At 53.9% G+C, this 13146-nt stretch carries 14 protein-coding genes; 12 read left to right on the forward strand and 2 right to left on the reverse strand.

The genetic code is table 11. From position 1 onward, the window contains the following. Window positions 1-228: 228 nt before the first annotated feature. The 4 genes from hprK to RW092_RS04995 are packed head-to-tail and all read left to right on the forward strand — an operon-like array spanning window position 229 to window position 3368. The gene (hprK, locus tag RW092_RS04980) at window positions 229-1170 is read left to right on the forward strand and encodes an HPr(Ser) kinase/phosphatase (RefSeq protein WP_016314056.1); all 942 of its coding nucleotides are present in this window, start codon (window positions 229-231) and stop codon (window positions 1168-1170) included. Between the two features lie 11 nt (window positions 1171-1181). Beyond that, the gene (lgt, locus tag RW092_RS04985; RefSeq protein ID WP_016314055.1) at window positions 1182-2222 is read left to right on the forward strand and encodes a prolipoprotein diacylglyceryl transferase; all 1041 of its coding nucleotides are present in this window, start codon (window positions 1182-1184) and stop codon (window positions 2220-2222) included. Between the two features lie 7 nt (window positions 2223-2229). Continuing rightward, window positions 2230-2883: a pyrophosphatase PpaX gene (gene ppaX, locus RW092_RS04990; protein ID WP_316009680.1), complete on the forward strand. Its 654-nt coding sequence runs from the start codon at window positions 2230-2232 to the stop codon at window positions 2881-2883. After that, complete coding sequence (locus RW092_RS04995) at window positions 2880-3368, forward strand: acyltransferase (RefSeq protein ID WP_016314053.1); 489 nt, start codon at window positions 2880-2882, stop codon at window positions 3366-3368. Before ppaX ends, RW092_RS04995 begins: the two co-directional genes overlap by 4 nt. A 308-nt stretch (window positions 3369-3676) precedes the next feature. Here the strand turns inward: RW092_RS04995 and RW092_RS05000 are convergent, their stop codons facing one another. Beyond that, on the reverse strand, window positions 3677-5083 hold the full coding sequence (locus RW092_RS05000; protein ID WP_316009681.1) for a DUF4179 domain-containing protein: 1407 nt from the start codon (window positions 5081-5083) through the stop codon (window positions 3677-3679). Next, on the reverse strand, window positions 5076-5600 hold the full coding sequence (locus RW092_RS05005) for a sigma-70 family RNA polymerase sigma factor (protein WP_316009682.1): 525 nt from the start codon (window positions 5598-5600) through the stop codon (window positions 5076-5078). The genes RW092_RS05000 and RW092_RS05005 overlap by 8 nt, the downstream gene beginning before the upstream one ends. Window positions 5601-5812: 212 nt before the next feature. On the opposite strand from RW092_RS05005, the gene RW092_RS05010 reads away from it, so the two are divergent. The 8 genes from RW092_RS05010 to hisA all read left to right on the forward strand — a co-directional run bounded on the left by RW092_RS05010 (window position 5813) and on the right by hisA (window position 13099). Next, entirely contained in the window at window positions 5813-7030 is a 1218-nt protein-coding gene (locus RW092_RS05010; protein ID WP_316009683.1) for an acyltransferase, read from the forward strand. A gap of 255 nt (window positions 7031-7285) precedes the next feature. Then, the gene (locus RW092_RS05015; protein ID WP_316009684.1) at window positions 7286-8485 is read left to right on the forward strand and encodes an ATP phosphoribosyltransferase regulatory subunit; all 1200 of its coding nucleotides are present in this window, start codon (window positions 7286-7288) and stop codon (window positions 8483-8485) included. A 60-nt stretch (window positions 8486-8545) separates the two neighbouring features. Then, window positions 8546-9166 carry an ATP phosphoribosyltransferase gene (gene hisG, locus RW092_RS05020; RefSeq protein WP_397376636.1) on the forward strand — a complete coding sequence of 207 codons (621 nt, stop codon included), beginning with the start codon at window positions 8546-8548 and terminating at the stop codon, window positions 9164-9166. A gap of 67 nt (window positions 9167-9233) precedes the next feature. Continuing rightward, a complete protein-coding gene (gene hisD / locus RW092_RS05025) occupies window positions 9234-10544 on the forward strand; it encodes a histidinol dehydrogenase (protein ID WP_316009701.1) in 1311 nt (436 codons plus the stop codon). Beyond that, window positions 10531-11142 (forward strand): imidazoleglycerol-phosphate dehydratase HisB, encoded by a 612-nt coding sequence (gene hisB, locus RW092_RS05030; protein ID WP_016314046.1) that lies wholly within the window; start codon window positions 10531-10533, stop codon window positions 11140-11142. The genes hisD and hisB overlap by 14 nt, the downstream gene beginning before the upstream one ends. Window positions 11143-11145: 3 nt before the next feature. Continuing rightward, a complete protein-coding gene (gene hisH / locus RW092_RS05035; protein WP_316009685.1) occupies window positions 11146-11769 on the forward strand; it encodes an imidazole glycerol phosphate synthase subunit HisH in 624 nt (207 codons plus the stop codon). Between the two features lie 49 nt (window positions 11770-11818). Next, a complete protein-coding gene (locus RW092_RS05040; RefSeq protein ID WP_316009686.1) occupies window positions 11819-12109 on the forward strand; it encodes a hypothetical protein in 291 nt (96 codons plus the stop codon). Window positions 12110-12355: 246 nt separating this feature from the next. After that, window positions 12356-13099, forward strand: coding sequence for a 1-(5-phosphoribosyl)-5-[(5-phosphoribosylamino)methylideneamino]imidazole-4-carboxamide isomerase (gene hisA / locus RW092_RS05045; RefSeq protein ID WP_016314044.1), 744 nt, complete (start codon window positions 12356-12358; stop codon window positions 13097-13099). The last annotated feature ends 47 nt before the right edge of the window (window positions 13100-13146 follow it).

A 13146-nucleotide genomic window follows, 5' to 3' on the forward strand; every position in this document is an offset into this window, starting at 1 on the left:
CGGGGTTCGCGTTCCAGGCATCTTAAATGACTGCCCACGCTAGCTTGACACTGACGCTCACGGCCCAATGATTGATTTACGTGACAATTTCCTATACGATGAATACATTGAGTGATCTCGAACCAAGATGAATTCATGCCTTAATTCAGGCAGCTGATATCGGAGCCGGAGCTCGTTAGTTGACGGGCACCCTCATGTTGAATGCCGGCAGGGGAAAGGAAGAGCACCATGGCTAAAAAAGTGAAAGTATCCGAATTAGTGAACCAATTCGGGCTCGAGGTGGTTTCCGGAGAGCAAGGGTTAAAACGTGCGATCACGGTCGACGATTTGTATCGTCCGGGCCTGGAGATGGCCGGGTATTTTGAATACCATCCGCCGGAGCGCGTTCAGATTCTGGGGAAAACCGAGCTGGCCTTCTTCGAGATGCTACCGGAGAAGGAACGGAAAGATCGCATGGAGCGGTTATGCAGCAGCGATGAGACCCCTTGTATCATCGTTACCCGCTCTTGGAAGGTACCTGAGGAGCTGATTGAGATCAGTTCAGAGAAGCAAATCCCAGTCCTTCGCAGCAGCATGGCGACGACAATCCTGTCGAGCCGGATCACCAGCTTCTTGGAACGGAAGCTGGCGCCAACCGCGACGATTCACGGGGTTCTCGTTGACGTCTATGGCGTGGGGATGCTAATTACCGGCAGCAGCGGTATCGGGAAGAGTGAAACGGCCCTCGAACTGGTGAAGCGCGGACACCGTCTGATTGCGGACGATGCGGTAGAAATCCGGCAAACGTCGGATAACCAATTACACGGTACAGCACCTGAACTCATTCGCCACCTGCTTGAGATCCGCGGCGTAGGGATCATCAACGTCATGACGTTGTTTGGTGCCGGGGCCATCCGCAACAACAAGCGAATTTCGCTGGTTGTCAGACTGGAAGCTTGGCAACAAGAGAAGCAGTATGACCGATTAGGTCTGGATGAAGAGACTACGCGGATTATCGATACCGATGTCCCGCTGGTGACGATCCCGGTGCGTCCTGGACGGAACTTGGCCGTCATTATCGAGGTAGCCGCGATGAACTTCCGTTTGAAGCGAATGGGGTACAACGCTGCGCTGCAGTTTACGACAAAACTGACCGAAACGATTTCAGAAGATATCGACGATTTGGAGTAGGAGCGTGAACGATGGGCACTTTGTTATTAGACCCGATCGCTTTTTCCATCGGGGGCTTGAAAGTACACTGGTATGGCCTGATTCTGGGCTGCGCGGCTTTGGTCGGCCTTCTGTTAGCCGTTTGGGAAGGGAAGCGGTTCCGCATCCCTCAGGAATTTTTTATGGACTTGCTGTTATTGGGCGTACCGTCGGCGATTGTCGCCGCGCGGATTTATTACGTCGCGTTTATGTGGGACGATTACAAGGATAACTTCTGGGATGTATTTAAAATCTGGAACGGCGGTATCGCCATTTACGGGGCGCTGATCGGCGCGATCATCTGCGCGGTGATCTTTGTTCGGCGTCGCGGCTATAACTTCTGGCGGATCGCTGATATTTGTGCGCCTTCCCTGATTGTGGGGCAGATGATTGGGCGCTGGGGGAACTTCGTGAACCAGGAAGCTTATGGCGGACCAACAACGGAGAGCTTCCTTCGCGACAACCTGCATTTACCTTCATTTATTGTGAATCAAATGAACGTGCAGGGGACATTCCATCACCCGACGTTTCTGTATGAATCGTTGTGGAACCTGGTGGGCTTGATCTTGCTGATGATTTTACGGAGACAGAAATTTTTGCGCGCAGGGGAATTGTTCGCCTCGTATTTCATCTGGTATTCGATCGGACGATTCTTCATTGAAGCGTTGCGGACGGACAGCTTAGCGTTCCAGGGAGCATCCTGGCTAGCGTCGTTCGTGAATGGGCTATGGACGCCAATGACCTGGCTTGGATTCGAACAAGGGTATCTGGCGCCTTCTTACGGTAACGTTCGCATTTCCCAGCTGCTTGCCTTGGGCATTGTGGTTGCGGCGATCATCTTCATTATCGTACGTCGCAGTACCGTTCGTGACCTGCCGTACTACAGTGATCCTATTACATCTACGAAAGCCGCCGCAGCGGATGCTTTGCCGGTAACGGGTGGAGCGGCTGAATCTGAGCAAGCGAAGCTGTCTAAGACGGAGGAAACGACTGTGGAGGAGTTGGCGGAAGCGCCGGAAGACAAGAAGGAGTAGCAGCCACATGATAAACACCGTGTTATTTGATCTTGATGGAACGATCATCGATACCAATGAACTGATCATTACAACCTTTTTGCACGTCATTGATAAGCATGGCTTCCAGCCGCGCACGAGAGAAGAAATCATCCCGCATATGGGGCAAACGTTAGAGCACCAGTTGCAAGTGTTCTCAGGCCGTGAGGATGTAGCGGATCTGGTAGCAGATTACCGAAAATACAACCGGGAACGCCATGATGAACTGATCCGTGAATTTCCCCAGGTCAAAGAAGTGATCTCCGATTTGCACGAACGGGGGATCACGATGGGAATTGTCACGACGAAAATTAAGGAGACCACGATGCTCGCCTTAAACATGTTCGGGTTAAAGCCGTACATGAAATCGATCGTGACGGTGGAGGACGTGAAACATCCCAAGCCGCATCCTGAGCCAATTCTGACGGCGTTGCGCGAGCTGGGGGCTGACCCGGCACACACGTTGATGGTGGGGGATAGTGCCGCCGATCTGCAATGTGCGAAGGCAGCGGGTGTGAAGGCAGCCGGTGTAGCTTGGTCGTTGAAAGGTGAGGCGGTGCTGCGCCAGTATCATCCGGATTACATCCTGCAAGAGATGCGAGATCTCTATGGAATCCTAGGTTTGGAGCCGGTGAGATCGTGAGACGAGTGAGGCGTTATCCGGTTGAAGGACCCAACGCACTCTGGCAGCTGTACCGGACGGTAAGCCCTTGGAAGGGCGTCCGGAACTTTATTTTTATCCAAATCGCCCGGTATTGCCCGATATTATCGCTGAAGAACGCCATTTACCGTCGGGTTCTCGGCATGAAGGTGGGCGAGCACACCGCGTTTGGGTTGATGGTGATGGTGGATGTGTTTTTCCCGGAGCTGATTACGGTGGGACGCAATTCGGTGATCGGGTACAACACGACGATTCTCGCCCACGAGTATTTGATCAAGGAATACCGCCTGGGTGAGGTGCGGATCGGCGATGAGGTGATGATTGGTGCGAACAGCACAATCCTCCCGGGTGTGACCATCGGAGACGGTGCAGTCGTCGCCGCCGGATCAGTGGTACATAAGGACGTGGCTCCGGGCACGTTTGTTGGCGGGAACCCGCTGAGGGTGCTGGAGCGGAAGAATCCCTAGAGTTGTGGGCGTGTCCTATGTCATCATCCGGAGTCCGATGTGGCTCAGCCCGCCTCTGCGGGCGCGCTAACGCTGACCAGGAGCGCTATTTTGCTGATTTTGGTGCTTTGAAATTTCTAACGACGCTGAGACACGCTATTTCGAGAAAAACACCTGAATTCGTCAGCAGAATGGAGCAATAAGCATTGTGATAAGCGTTAGAATCGTAATACGTTGATTTTAACTGCAATAAGGTTTGTGATAAGCGTTAGAAATAAAAGCGGTCCTTGAACCAGGCAATTTGCCGGGTGGGACCGCTTTTGTGTGTTTTATTTGAGTTTGATCTTGAATTCATGGGGTTTGAACGTGCTCTCTGTGGTTTCAGTTAGGGTAAAAGTTAATGGTTGTGCATACGTTTTGGGCTCCAGTTTGAATCGGATCACTTCAGTTAAATCGCTTGAATAATAAAACGGTGAAACTTCCATCTCCTTTTGTAAGAAGCGATGCTTATTCCCCTCATGATCCGTAAACTCTTCTTTGATTTCAAATGGGTGCTTCACTTTGTTTTCTTGTTTTTTCAACGCATAGATGCTGACTTGTGTACTTTGTTGATCAGGTGCCACTAACACCTTTTGGATTGAGGGGTCGGTGGTTAGGATTTCATTTTTCTCTGTATCGATAACCAGATCAAAGGATCTCGTGCTGGTTTTGGTTACTCTGAAGCCATCGATTTGAAGTGTAACTTCGTTCCAATCCGAGTAATAAAGGCTTTCAAAGTCAATGCCTTGAAGAATCACTTCGTTGTTAGCCAGAGACTCTCGATCATAAAAGCTACTTCTGGATGACGTATAGTAGTGGAACTGGTTCTCCTGTTTCTCACCCAAGTAGAGCTTAGCCTCAAGGTTAACCGCCATGTAAACATTCGTACGCATTTCAGGCTCAAAGACGATCGTGGTGCTCAAAGGTCGGAGGACCATTTCACGAATGGCGATCTTGGTGCGATCCACCGTCGCGGTTTGCTTGACGGGAATGATCTTCTCCAGTCCCTCATATGGACGACTGCTCCACTCAATAGGGAATTTTACGACCAGTTGATCGCGCATGACGCCGGAATTGATCCCAAAAGTCATTCTCGTGGGTGCATTCCCCTTCGGAAAGGTGATTCTGAAGAAAGTATGTGTGACATTCTCGGAATCAACAAAGGATGTGCCGGGATCATATATCGTACCGCTAAATCGTTGCTCATCATCAACCATATGAGCAAAATATCCATCGACAGCCTTAGGATCCTTCGAATTCACCAGCGAGTAAAACACAACCACTGTTCTCCCATCCGCCAACACCCCGTCAACGGTGACCTTCGTTCCCTTCACTTCCGCTGATTTCCCAATAGGTTGGTACAATCCATGTTCGGCGGCACGTTCCATCTCGGAAGTCATCAAGCCATCGACATAACTAGGGATCACTTCCGTTGAACTCGCGTTAGTGGATATTGAACCTCCAAGCGGTATGCCACCTTGCCAGATGAAGAACATCAGCATACAAACCGCAATCACCCCGGCAGTGCCAGAGATCCAAGTCCACCCTCGGTGCACACGCCATCTGCTGCGTAGAGTTTGCCCCTGTTCGATCCCACGCCGGATCGCAGCGTCCATTTTCTCGTCCAGGACTTGCTTTTCGGCGAGGCGGATTCCATCAAAATAACGGACCAGCTGGTCTTCCTCCCGATCAACCATAATACAATTCACCTCCCACATTCATATGGCGGCGCAGCTGCTTGAGCCCCTGATGCAGCCAGGTCTTAACCGTCCCCTCCGGACAGTCCAGCACCCGGGCAATCTCCGTCAAGGTCATGTCCTGATAGTACTTTAAGGTGAGGACATGGCGATATTTGGGCTTAAGCTGGTCCAACGCGGAGTCCAGATCCATTTTGAACACACTCACCATTTCTCTATTTACTTGCATACGTTCTGCCACGTACGGAAGAACTCGTTTCCGCCGTTTCAATTCATCGAGGCAGGAATGAATTAAGATCCGGATGACCCATGGAATGAAAGCTTCAGGGTCTTTCAAGCGCCGGCATTTGATCCAGGCCTTGCACACCGTTTCCTGAATGGCCTCCAGCGCATCCGATTCGTTGCGCAAATAGCTGTAAGCAATGCCATAGAGCTTTCGCCGGTGATGTGAGATTAATTGATAAAAGGCTTGTTCGTCTCCGCTGCAGGCAGCGACAGCCCATTCTCTCTCTTCCAATTCGGGCCCCTTCCTTCCATGTAAAATGCAGCGAAACAGGGATTACCGGCCGGTAATTTGATTCCCTAAGTAAGGACAGCCAAGAAGGCCAAACGGTTTTATGAACGTTCAAATTCTGGTATAGTGGAGAGAGTGAACTAGAAACATTTGTAAAGTTTAGATGTCTAGTACGTAAATCAGGCTTCTTTTAATTATGAACAGGAGTTGGTTGAGTGAGCAAGGTGGTCAAGGAACGTTTGCCGCAGTTGGACATCTTTCGTGCGTTAGCGATCTTCAGCGTCATCCAGGTGCACGCTTCATCGTTCGCGGCGGCAGAACAAGCGCTGAATTCACCGGTCTACTACTTTTATAATTGGATGAACATTTTCTTTAAAATCGGTACCCCGTCGTTTATCCTGCTAAGCAGTTTCGTCCTTTTTTACAATTATTACGATCAGCCGATTAGCCGCAAGCTGGTAAGCAAATTCTACAAGAAGCGCTTGACCTATATCATCTTGCCCTATCTCCTGGTCTCCTGTTGTTATTTCATGTTGATTGCGCTTTACCGCAACGATTTTGTCAATAATTCCAAGCTGTATGAATTGAAGTCGTTAGGGACGGCGCTCCTGACGGGTACAGCGTATACCCACCTCTACTTCGTATTTATCAGCATACAGTTCTACCTGTTGTTCCCGCTCTTCTTGTGGTTATTCCAGTCCTTCCGAAATCACCGCTTCTTGATTGCGCTCATTTTACCTTTGGGTCTGGCGCTGCAGTGGGGCTTCGTATTCTGGAACAAATACCAACTGCATCTGCCGAATAAAGGGAGCTACGCACTGAGCTATATGGGGTATTACATGTTGGGTGCAGTGCTGGCGATTTACTTCAGCAAATTGAAGGGTTGGCTGAGAACGGACTGGAAGCAAATGCCCCAATCCCAAAAAGGATGGACTGCCGCGTTGTGGATCGGATGGCTGGTTGTTGCCTTCGTTCATGTCCAGATCTGGTATGTATACCGCCAAGGTTATGCTTCGCCCAACACCCTATGGTTTGAATTGTTATGGAACGTTCACACGATGTTCTCGGCGTTAGTGCTGCTCAAACTGTCATTCTCCATTCAGCGAAGAGGCTCCGCCTTCTGGGTTCGGTCGCTGACTCGGGTGGGGGAGCTCTCCTTCGGGATCTATCTGTTCCATCCTGTCGTGTTGTTCGCGTACCGGCTCTTCTGGAATGAACAACGGCTGCCGGGGGCTTCTTACGGCTACCTGGTTTACATCATTGTGGGTTCCCTCGCAGCGCTATTCCTTTCATGGGGGTTTGTGCAGCTTAGTTTCCGGCGGCTGCCGTTTGCCGCATGGTTTCTGGGGAGTGTACCGGCTTCCTTGCGCAAAAATAAACCGTCCGAACGGCAGGAAAGCGGGCAAAGACCATCTGTTGGTGCAAATACGTAACTTCGATCAGTTGAACCGGTTCGGGCATACCCGGCCGGTTTTTTTGCATGGAGTGGGAAGTCGCAAGGGTTTTGGCTCATGCTTGGGGAATACTGTAGGGCAGGTTAATTTGAGACGTAGGAACCGGAGAGAAGCAATTGACGGCCGAAAAGAAATTATGATAAAATTGGGCTACTCTTTAATTTGGTAGTATGGTAGTACTTTAATATAATAAAGAAATTATATATAAGAGAGAAAAACGGTGAGGTGAAACACTTGTCGAAACCAAAAGGCTTTGAAAAACCGGCGGGTGTCCGCGATTATCTGCCTTTTGCCGTGGATAAGCTGCGGGCGATCGAACGGCGTGTGCTGGATTGCATGGCCGGCTGGGGATACCGGCAAATTATGACGCCTACAATGGAATATTACGATACCGTGGGCGTAGCCAGCTCGACGTCGGATCAGAAGCTGTTTAAATTGCTAAATAACCGGGGGACCACGATGGTGCTCCGTTCCGATATGACGGCGCCCATCGCGCGGGTCGTCGCTTCTTTGTTGAAGGAAGAGCCGTTGCCGCTTCGCTTGTCATATCACGCCAACGTCTTCCGGGCGATTGAGGAAGAAGCAGGAAGGGAAGCGGAGTTTTATCAAACGGGAGTCGAATTGGTTGGAGATGATTCCCCGGATGCGGACGCTGAGGTGATTGCGTTAGCCGTAGCCTCGCTGCAAGCAGCGGGCGTGAAGTCATTTAAGATCGCGGTTGGTCACGTTGGCTTCCTAAATGGTCTGCTGGAGGATGCGGTCCCGGGCCGGGAGGATGTTCAGGAGGCGTTAAAAGCCGGGCTGTTGCATCGCGATTTTGTAGGCTATCGGGAGACACTCTCCCAGTTGTCTCTCTCGCAGGAGCAGCGTGATGAACTGGAAGGGATTCTCCGTCTGCGCGGCGGTAAAGAAATTTGCGGCCAAGCGCTGGAGCTGAGCGCCAACCCGCTAGCCCAAGACTCGGTTCAGCATCTGAGCCAGGTGTGGGATGCTTTGGAGGACTTTGGCGTAGCCGAACATGTGATGATCGATCTGACGATGATCGGAGATTTCTCCTATTATACGGGGATGACGTTTGAGGGCTATGCTGCAGAGCTGGGGTTCCCGGTGTGCAGCGGCGGTCGGTATGACAATCTACTGCAGCAGTTCGGACGGCCGGCGCCAGCTACCGGATTCTCGCTCAAGACGAACCGGATTCTCGACGGAGTTGGCGGGCTGGAGACGGAACCGGAGCTGCCGGTGGTGCTGCAGTATGACGCGCCGAACCGGAAGCGGGCGTTCGCCGAAGCGGAGCGGCTGCGCAGTGAAGGCCGCAGCGTGCTGATGCGCCGTGCAGAGGGGCCGGAGGATCTGCTCAGCGCGCCGGAGTCGACGCGGAAGGCGGGACCGCTGGGACCAACATACGGCGATATCCTGACGTTCGTCAGCTTTTGAGTGAAGGCAGCTGCCTGAGAAGGAGGGCACAATCCATTGAATCAAATTATTAAAGTCGCAATGCCCAAGGGGCGTATTTATAAAAAAGCATCCGCCTTGTTCCGTGAGGCGGGTATCGAGATTCCAGATGATGTAGATGAAACGCGCAAGCTGGTCATTCCGCTGCCGGACATCGGCATGGAGTTCATTCTTGCGAAGCCGGTCGATGTGCCGACGTACGTGGAATACGGCGTGGCCGATATCGGGATCGTTGGTAAAGACGTGCTGATGGAGGAAAATCGGGATGTCTACGAGCTGCTTGATCTTGGCATCGCGCGTTGCCGCATGTCGGTGATTGCGCTGCCCGATTGGAAGCCGGGGATTCAGCAAAGGGTGGCTACGAAGTATCCGAACGTGGCGTCGCAGTTCTTCCGCGAGCACGGACAGCAGGTTGAGGTCATTAAACTGAACGGCTCGATCGAACTGGCACCGCTCATCGGTTTGGCGGACCGCATCGTGGATATGGTGGAGACCGGGCAGACGTTGAAGGAGAACGGATTAGTTGAGCTGGAGAAGATCTTTGACATCACCAGCCGTTTGGTGGCGAACCGAGTCAGCTATCGGATGAAAAACGCCGAGATTCAGGCCGTATGCGATGCGCTGAGTAAAGTGATTCAGCGGGATGAAGTCTCGCAGGCTTGAGCTTGAGACGGGCCAAGGGCAGACACAAGAACTTATAAGGATGAAGAAAGCAGGGGGATGCCGGATGATGAAACTGGTATCGGCACAGGATTTTGATTTGCGGCGGGAAGTGGAATACGGCTCGCCGGAGCAAAACGAAGCGGTCAAAGCGATCGTTCAAGCGGTCAAAGCGGAAGGGGACGCGGCCTTGCTTCGGTACACGGAGCAATTTGACGGCATGAAGCTGGAGACGTCCGGGCTGCGCGTGACGAAGGAGGAGCTGGAGGCGGCATATGCGGCTGTAGAGCCGTCGTTTGTAACAGCGATCCGAGGGGCGGCCCAGAACATCCGGGCGTTCCATGCCCGGCAGAAGCGCAATTCCTGGATGGATTTGCAGCCGGATGGGAGCTTGTTGGGACAAATCATCCGCCCGTTAAAGCGGGTTGGCGTGTACGTTCCTGGCGGGAAGGCGGCTTATCCGTCTTCCGTGCTCATGAACGTGATTCCGGCACAGGTGGCCGGCGTGCCGGAGATCGTGATGGTGACACCGCCGGCCACGGGCGGCAAAGCGGGGATCGACCCGTACATTCTCGTGGCGGCGGCCGAAGCCGGCGTGCACGAGATCTATCGGGTCGGCGGGGCCCAAGCGATTGCGGCGCTCGCTTATGGCACGGACACGATCCGGCCCGTGGATAAGATTTGCGGGCCGGGGAACATTTACGTCGCGCTTGCCAAACGCGAAGTGTACGGTGTCGTCGATATCGACAGTATCGCCGGTCCTAGTGAAATCGCCGTGCTGGCCGATGACAGCGCCGATCCCGCCTATGTGGCGGCGGATCTGCTGTCCCAGGCCGAGCACGATGAGATGGCGTCGGCGATTCTCGTGACGCCGTCGGAGGCGTTTGCGAAGGCGTGCCAGGCCGAGGTGGCGCGGCAGCTTGCCGCGCTGCCGCGCAAGGCGATCGCCGGAGCTTCGATCGAGCGCTACGGTGCGATCATTCTCGTCGATTCGATCGAAGCGGGGATCGACGTGATTAATCAGCTGGCGCCGGAGCATTTTGAGCTGATCGTGGACAATCCGATGGGCTATCTGGGCCGGGTGGAAAATGCCGGGGCAATTTTCCTCGGACCGTACAGCTCGGAGCCGGTGGGGGATTATTTTGCCGGGCCGAACCATATCATTCCGACCAACGGTACGGCGCGATTCTCGTCACCGGTAGACGTGGACGATTTTATTAAGAAATCCAGTTTGATTTACTATAGCAAGGAAGCGCTGCTGGAGAACGGGGCTACCATTATGGAGCTGGCGCGGCGGGAAGGGCTGGAAGGCCATGCCCGGGCGATCGAAATCCGGTTGCAGCAAGAAGGAAAGGCGGGGAACGAAGATGGCCAACAGTAACGGGGGAGCGGCGCCACGCCAAGCGAGCATCAGCCGCACAACGAATGAAACAGATATTCAACTGACCTTTGCGGTGGACGGGAGCGGGAACGCGCAGTTGGAGACGGACGTGCCTTTTTTGAACCATATGCTGGATTTGTTCACGAAGCACGGACATTTTGATCTCTCGGTTCAGGCGCGCGGCGATATCGAAATCGATGACCATCACACGGTGGAGGATATCGGCATTTGTCTGGGGCAGGTGATCCGGGAGGCGCTGGGTGATAAAAAAGGGATCAAACGTTATTCCAGCGTGTTTATTCCGATGGATGAGGCGTTGGCCCAAGTGGTGATCGACGTCAGCAACCGTCCGCATTTCGAATACCGGGCGGAATATCCTTCGGACCGCGTGGGCAGCTTCGACGTGCAGCTCGTTCATGAGTTTCTATGGAAGCTGGCGCTGGAGGCACGGATCACGCTGCACGTGATCGTGCACTATGGCCAGAACACGCATCACATGATCGAGGCGGTGTTCAAAGCGCTGGGACGGGCGCTGGACGAGGCGACGAGCATTGATCCGCGCGTCAACGGGGTGCCGTCGACGAAGGGAGTGCTGTAGCTAATGAAGATTGCCATCGTCGATTACGGGATGGGCAACCTGCACAGCGTGAGCAAGGCAGTGGAACGCCTCGGCTACGAGGGGACGATTACCGGAGACGAGGCGCAGATTCTGGCGGCGGACGGCGTACTGCTGCCGGGAGTCGGGGCTTTTGGCGACGCGATGAAGCATTTGCGCGCGTCGGGCCTGGACGCCGTAGTGCGGCAGGCGGCCGCTGGGGGCACACCGCTGCTCGGCATCTGCCTCGGGATGCAGCTGCTCTTCGGCGAGAGCGAAGAGCATGGGCGGAACGAGGGGCTGGGCTTGCTGCCGGGCCGCGCGGTGCGGTTTGCGGGCACCGAGGGGTACAAGGTGCCGCATATGGGCTGGAACCGGCTGTCGTTCCTGCAGCCGGAGAATCCGCTGCTCGCCGGGCTGGAAGAGGGACATGTATACTTCGTCCATTCTTATCACGTGTTGGCGGAGCAGCCGGGGGATGTGCTGGCCGTGACCGACTACGGCCATCCGGTGACCGCCATCGTCGGCCGCGGTAACGTCTTCGGGATGCAGTTCCATCCCGAGAAGAGCGGCGAGCTCGGCATGGCGTTGCTGCGCAATTTCCTGACGCTGGTGGGGCGGCAGGGATAATGCCGCGAGATCGACGCGCACGCTGCAGGTAATCGTCAGTTAGACGCAGTTGAAGTCCTCGGCGCGCTTAGGGCACTTGCAGCAAGGGACGCCTGAATTGTCTAGAGGGTTGGGCGCGAAGGATGCAAGTAAGCGCCAGCTAGACGCATTTGAAGCTCTCGGCGCGCGCTTGGAGCACTCGCGGGCAAGGGACGTCCTGAAGCTTGAGGCGCTGGGTGCGAAGGGGAGTGGGGTGCACACGAAGCACACGATGCTACACGATGCGCCCCTGCTGCCAGCTGCTAACGTGGCTGCGTATAGAGAAGGTAGCGGTAATTTATGGCCTTATTTTGGCAGGTAGATAGGCTTTGCGGAGAATTAGCGGTAAAAAGTGGCGTTATCTGAGGTCCGGTTGCTTGAATCCAAGGATTTTGGCTGAAATAGCGCCAAGAAATACCGTTAGTCTCATGGAGAGGCAGATTTGCGTTGAAATAACACCATAAATTACCGCTATTTCAGAACGGGAGCCACATGGATCTTTAAACCTAAGGGAAGTGCGGAATTTTAAATATTCATTCTAACCATGAACGGCGGGAGGTACGAACATATGTCATCTTTTATTATTTATCCGGCGATCGACATTCGCGGCGGAAAATGTGTGCGATTGGTCCAGGGCGATTATGATCGTGAAACGGTGTATAACGCGAACCCGGTTGAGGTGGCCCGTTCTTGGGAAGCCCAAGGCGGGTCGTTTATCCATTTGGTCGATTTAGATGGGGCGAAGGCGGGGCATCCGGTTAACGATGAGCTGATCGGCGAGATCGCTCGCACCGTACAGGTGCCAGTACAGGTCGGCGGCGGCCTGCGCACGCTGGACGACGTAAAGCGCCTGTTGTCGCTGGGTGTGAGCCGGGTCATTCTCGGGACGGCAGCGATTGAGGACCGGGCGTTCACGGAGGCGGTGCTGGGCACCTATGGCGATCAAGTCGCCATCGGCATTGATGCCCGGAACGGCTTCGTCGCAACTCGCGGTTGGCTGGAAACCTCCGAGGTTCAGGCAGAAGTGTTGGCGAAGGAGCTCGCGGCCAAAGGGGCGGAGACGTTTATTTTCACCGATATCTCCCGCGACGGGATGATGCAAGGGCCGAATGTGGAGGCGATTTTGTCGCTGGCTCAGGCCTCTGGCAAGACGGTAATTGCCTCCGGCGGCGTCACGGTGCAGGACGATTTGCTGCGCCTCGCTGCTCACCGAGATCAAGGTGTCGGCGGAGCTATCGTTGGTAAGGCGCTGTACACGGGGAATATCGATCTGGCTCAGGCGATCGGGGCAATTGAAGCTTTGAATCGATGATCTTGAAATCGACGAAGTTGATCTCGAAATCGACGAATAGACGAATT

The sequence above is a fragment of the Paenibacillus sp. 3LSP genome (assembly GCF_032465655.1).
Taxonomy (GTDB): Bacteria; Bacillota; Bacilli; order Paenibacillales; family Paenibacillaceae; genus Fontibacillus; species Fontibacillus barengoltzii.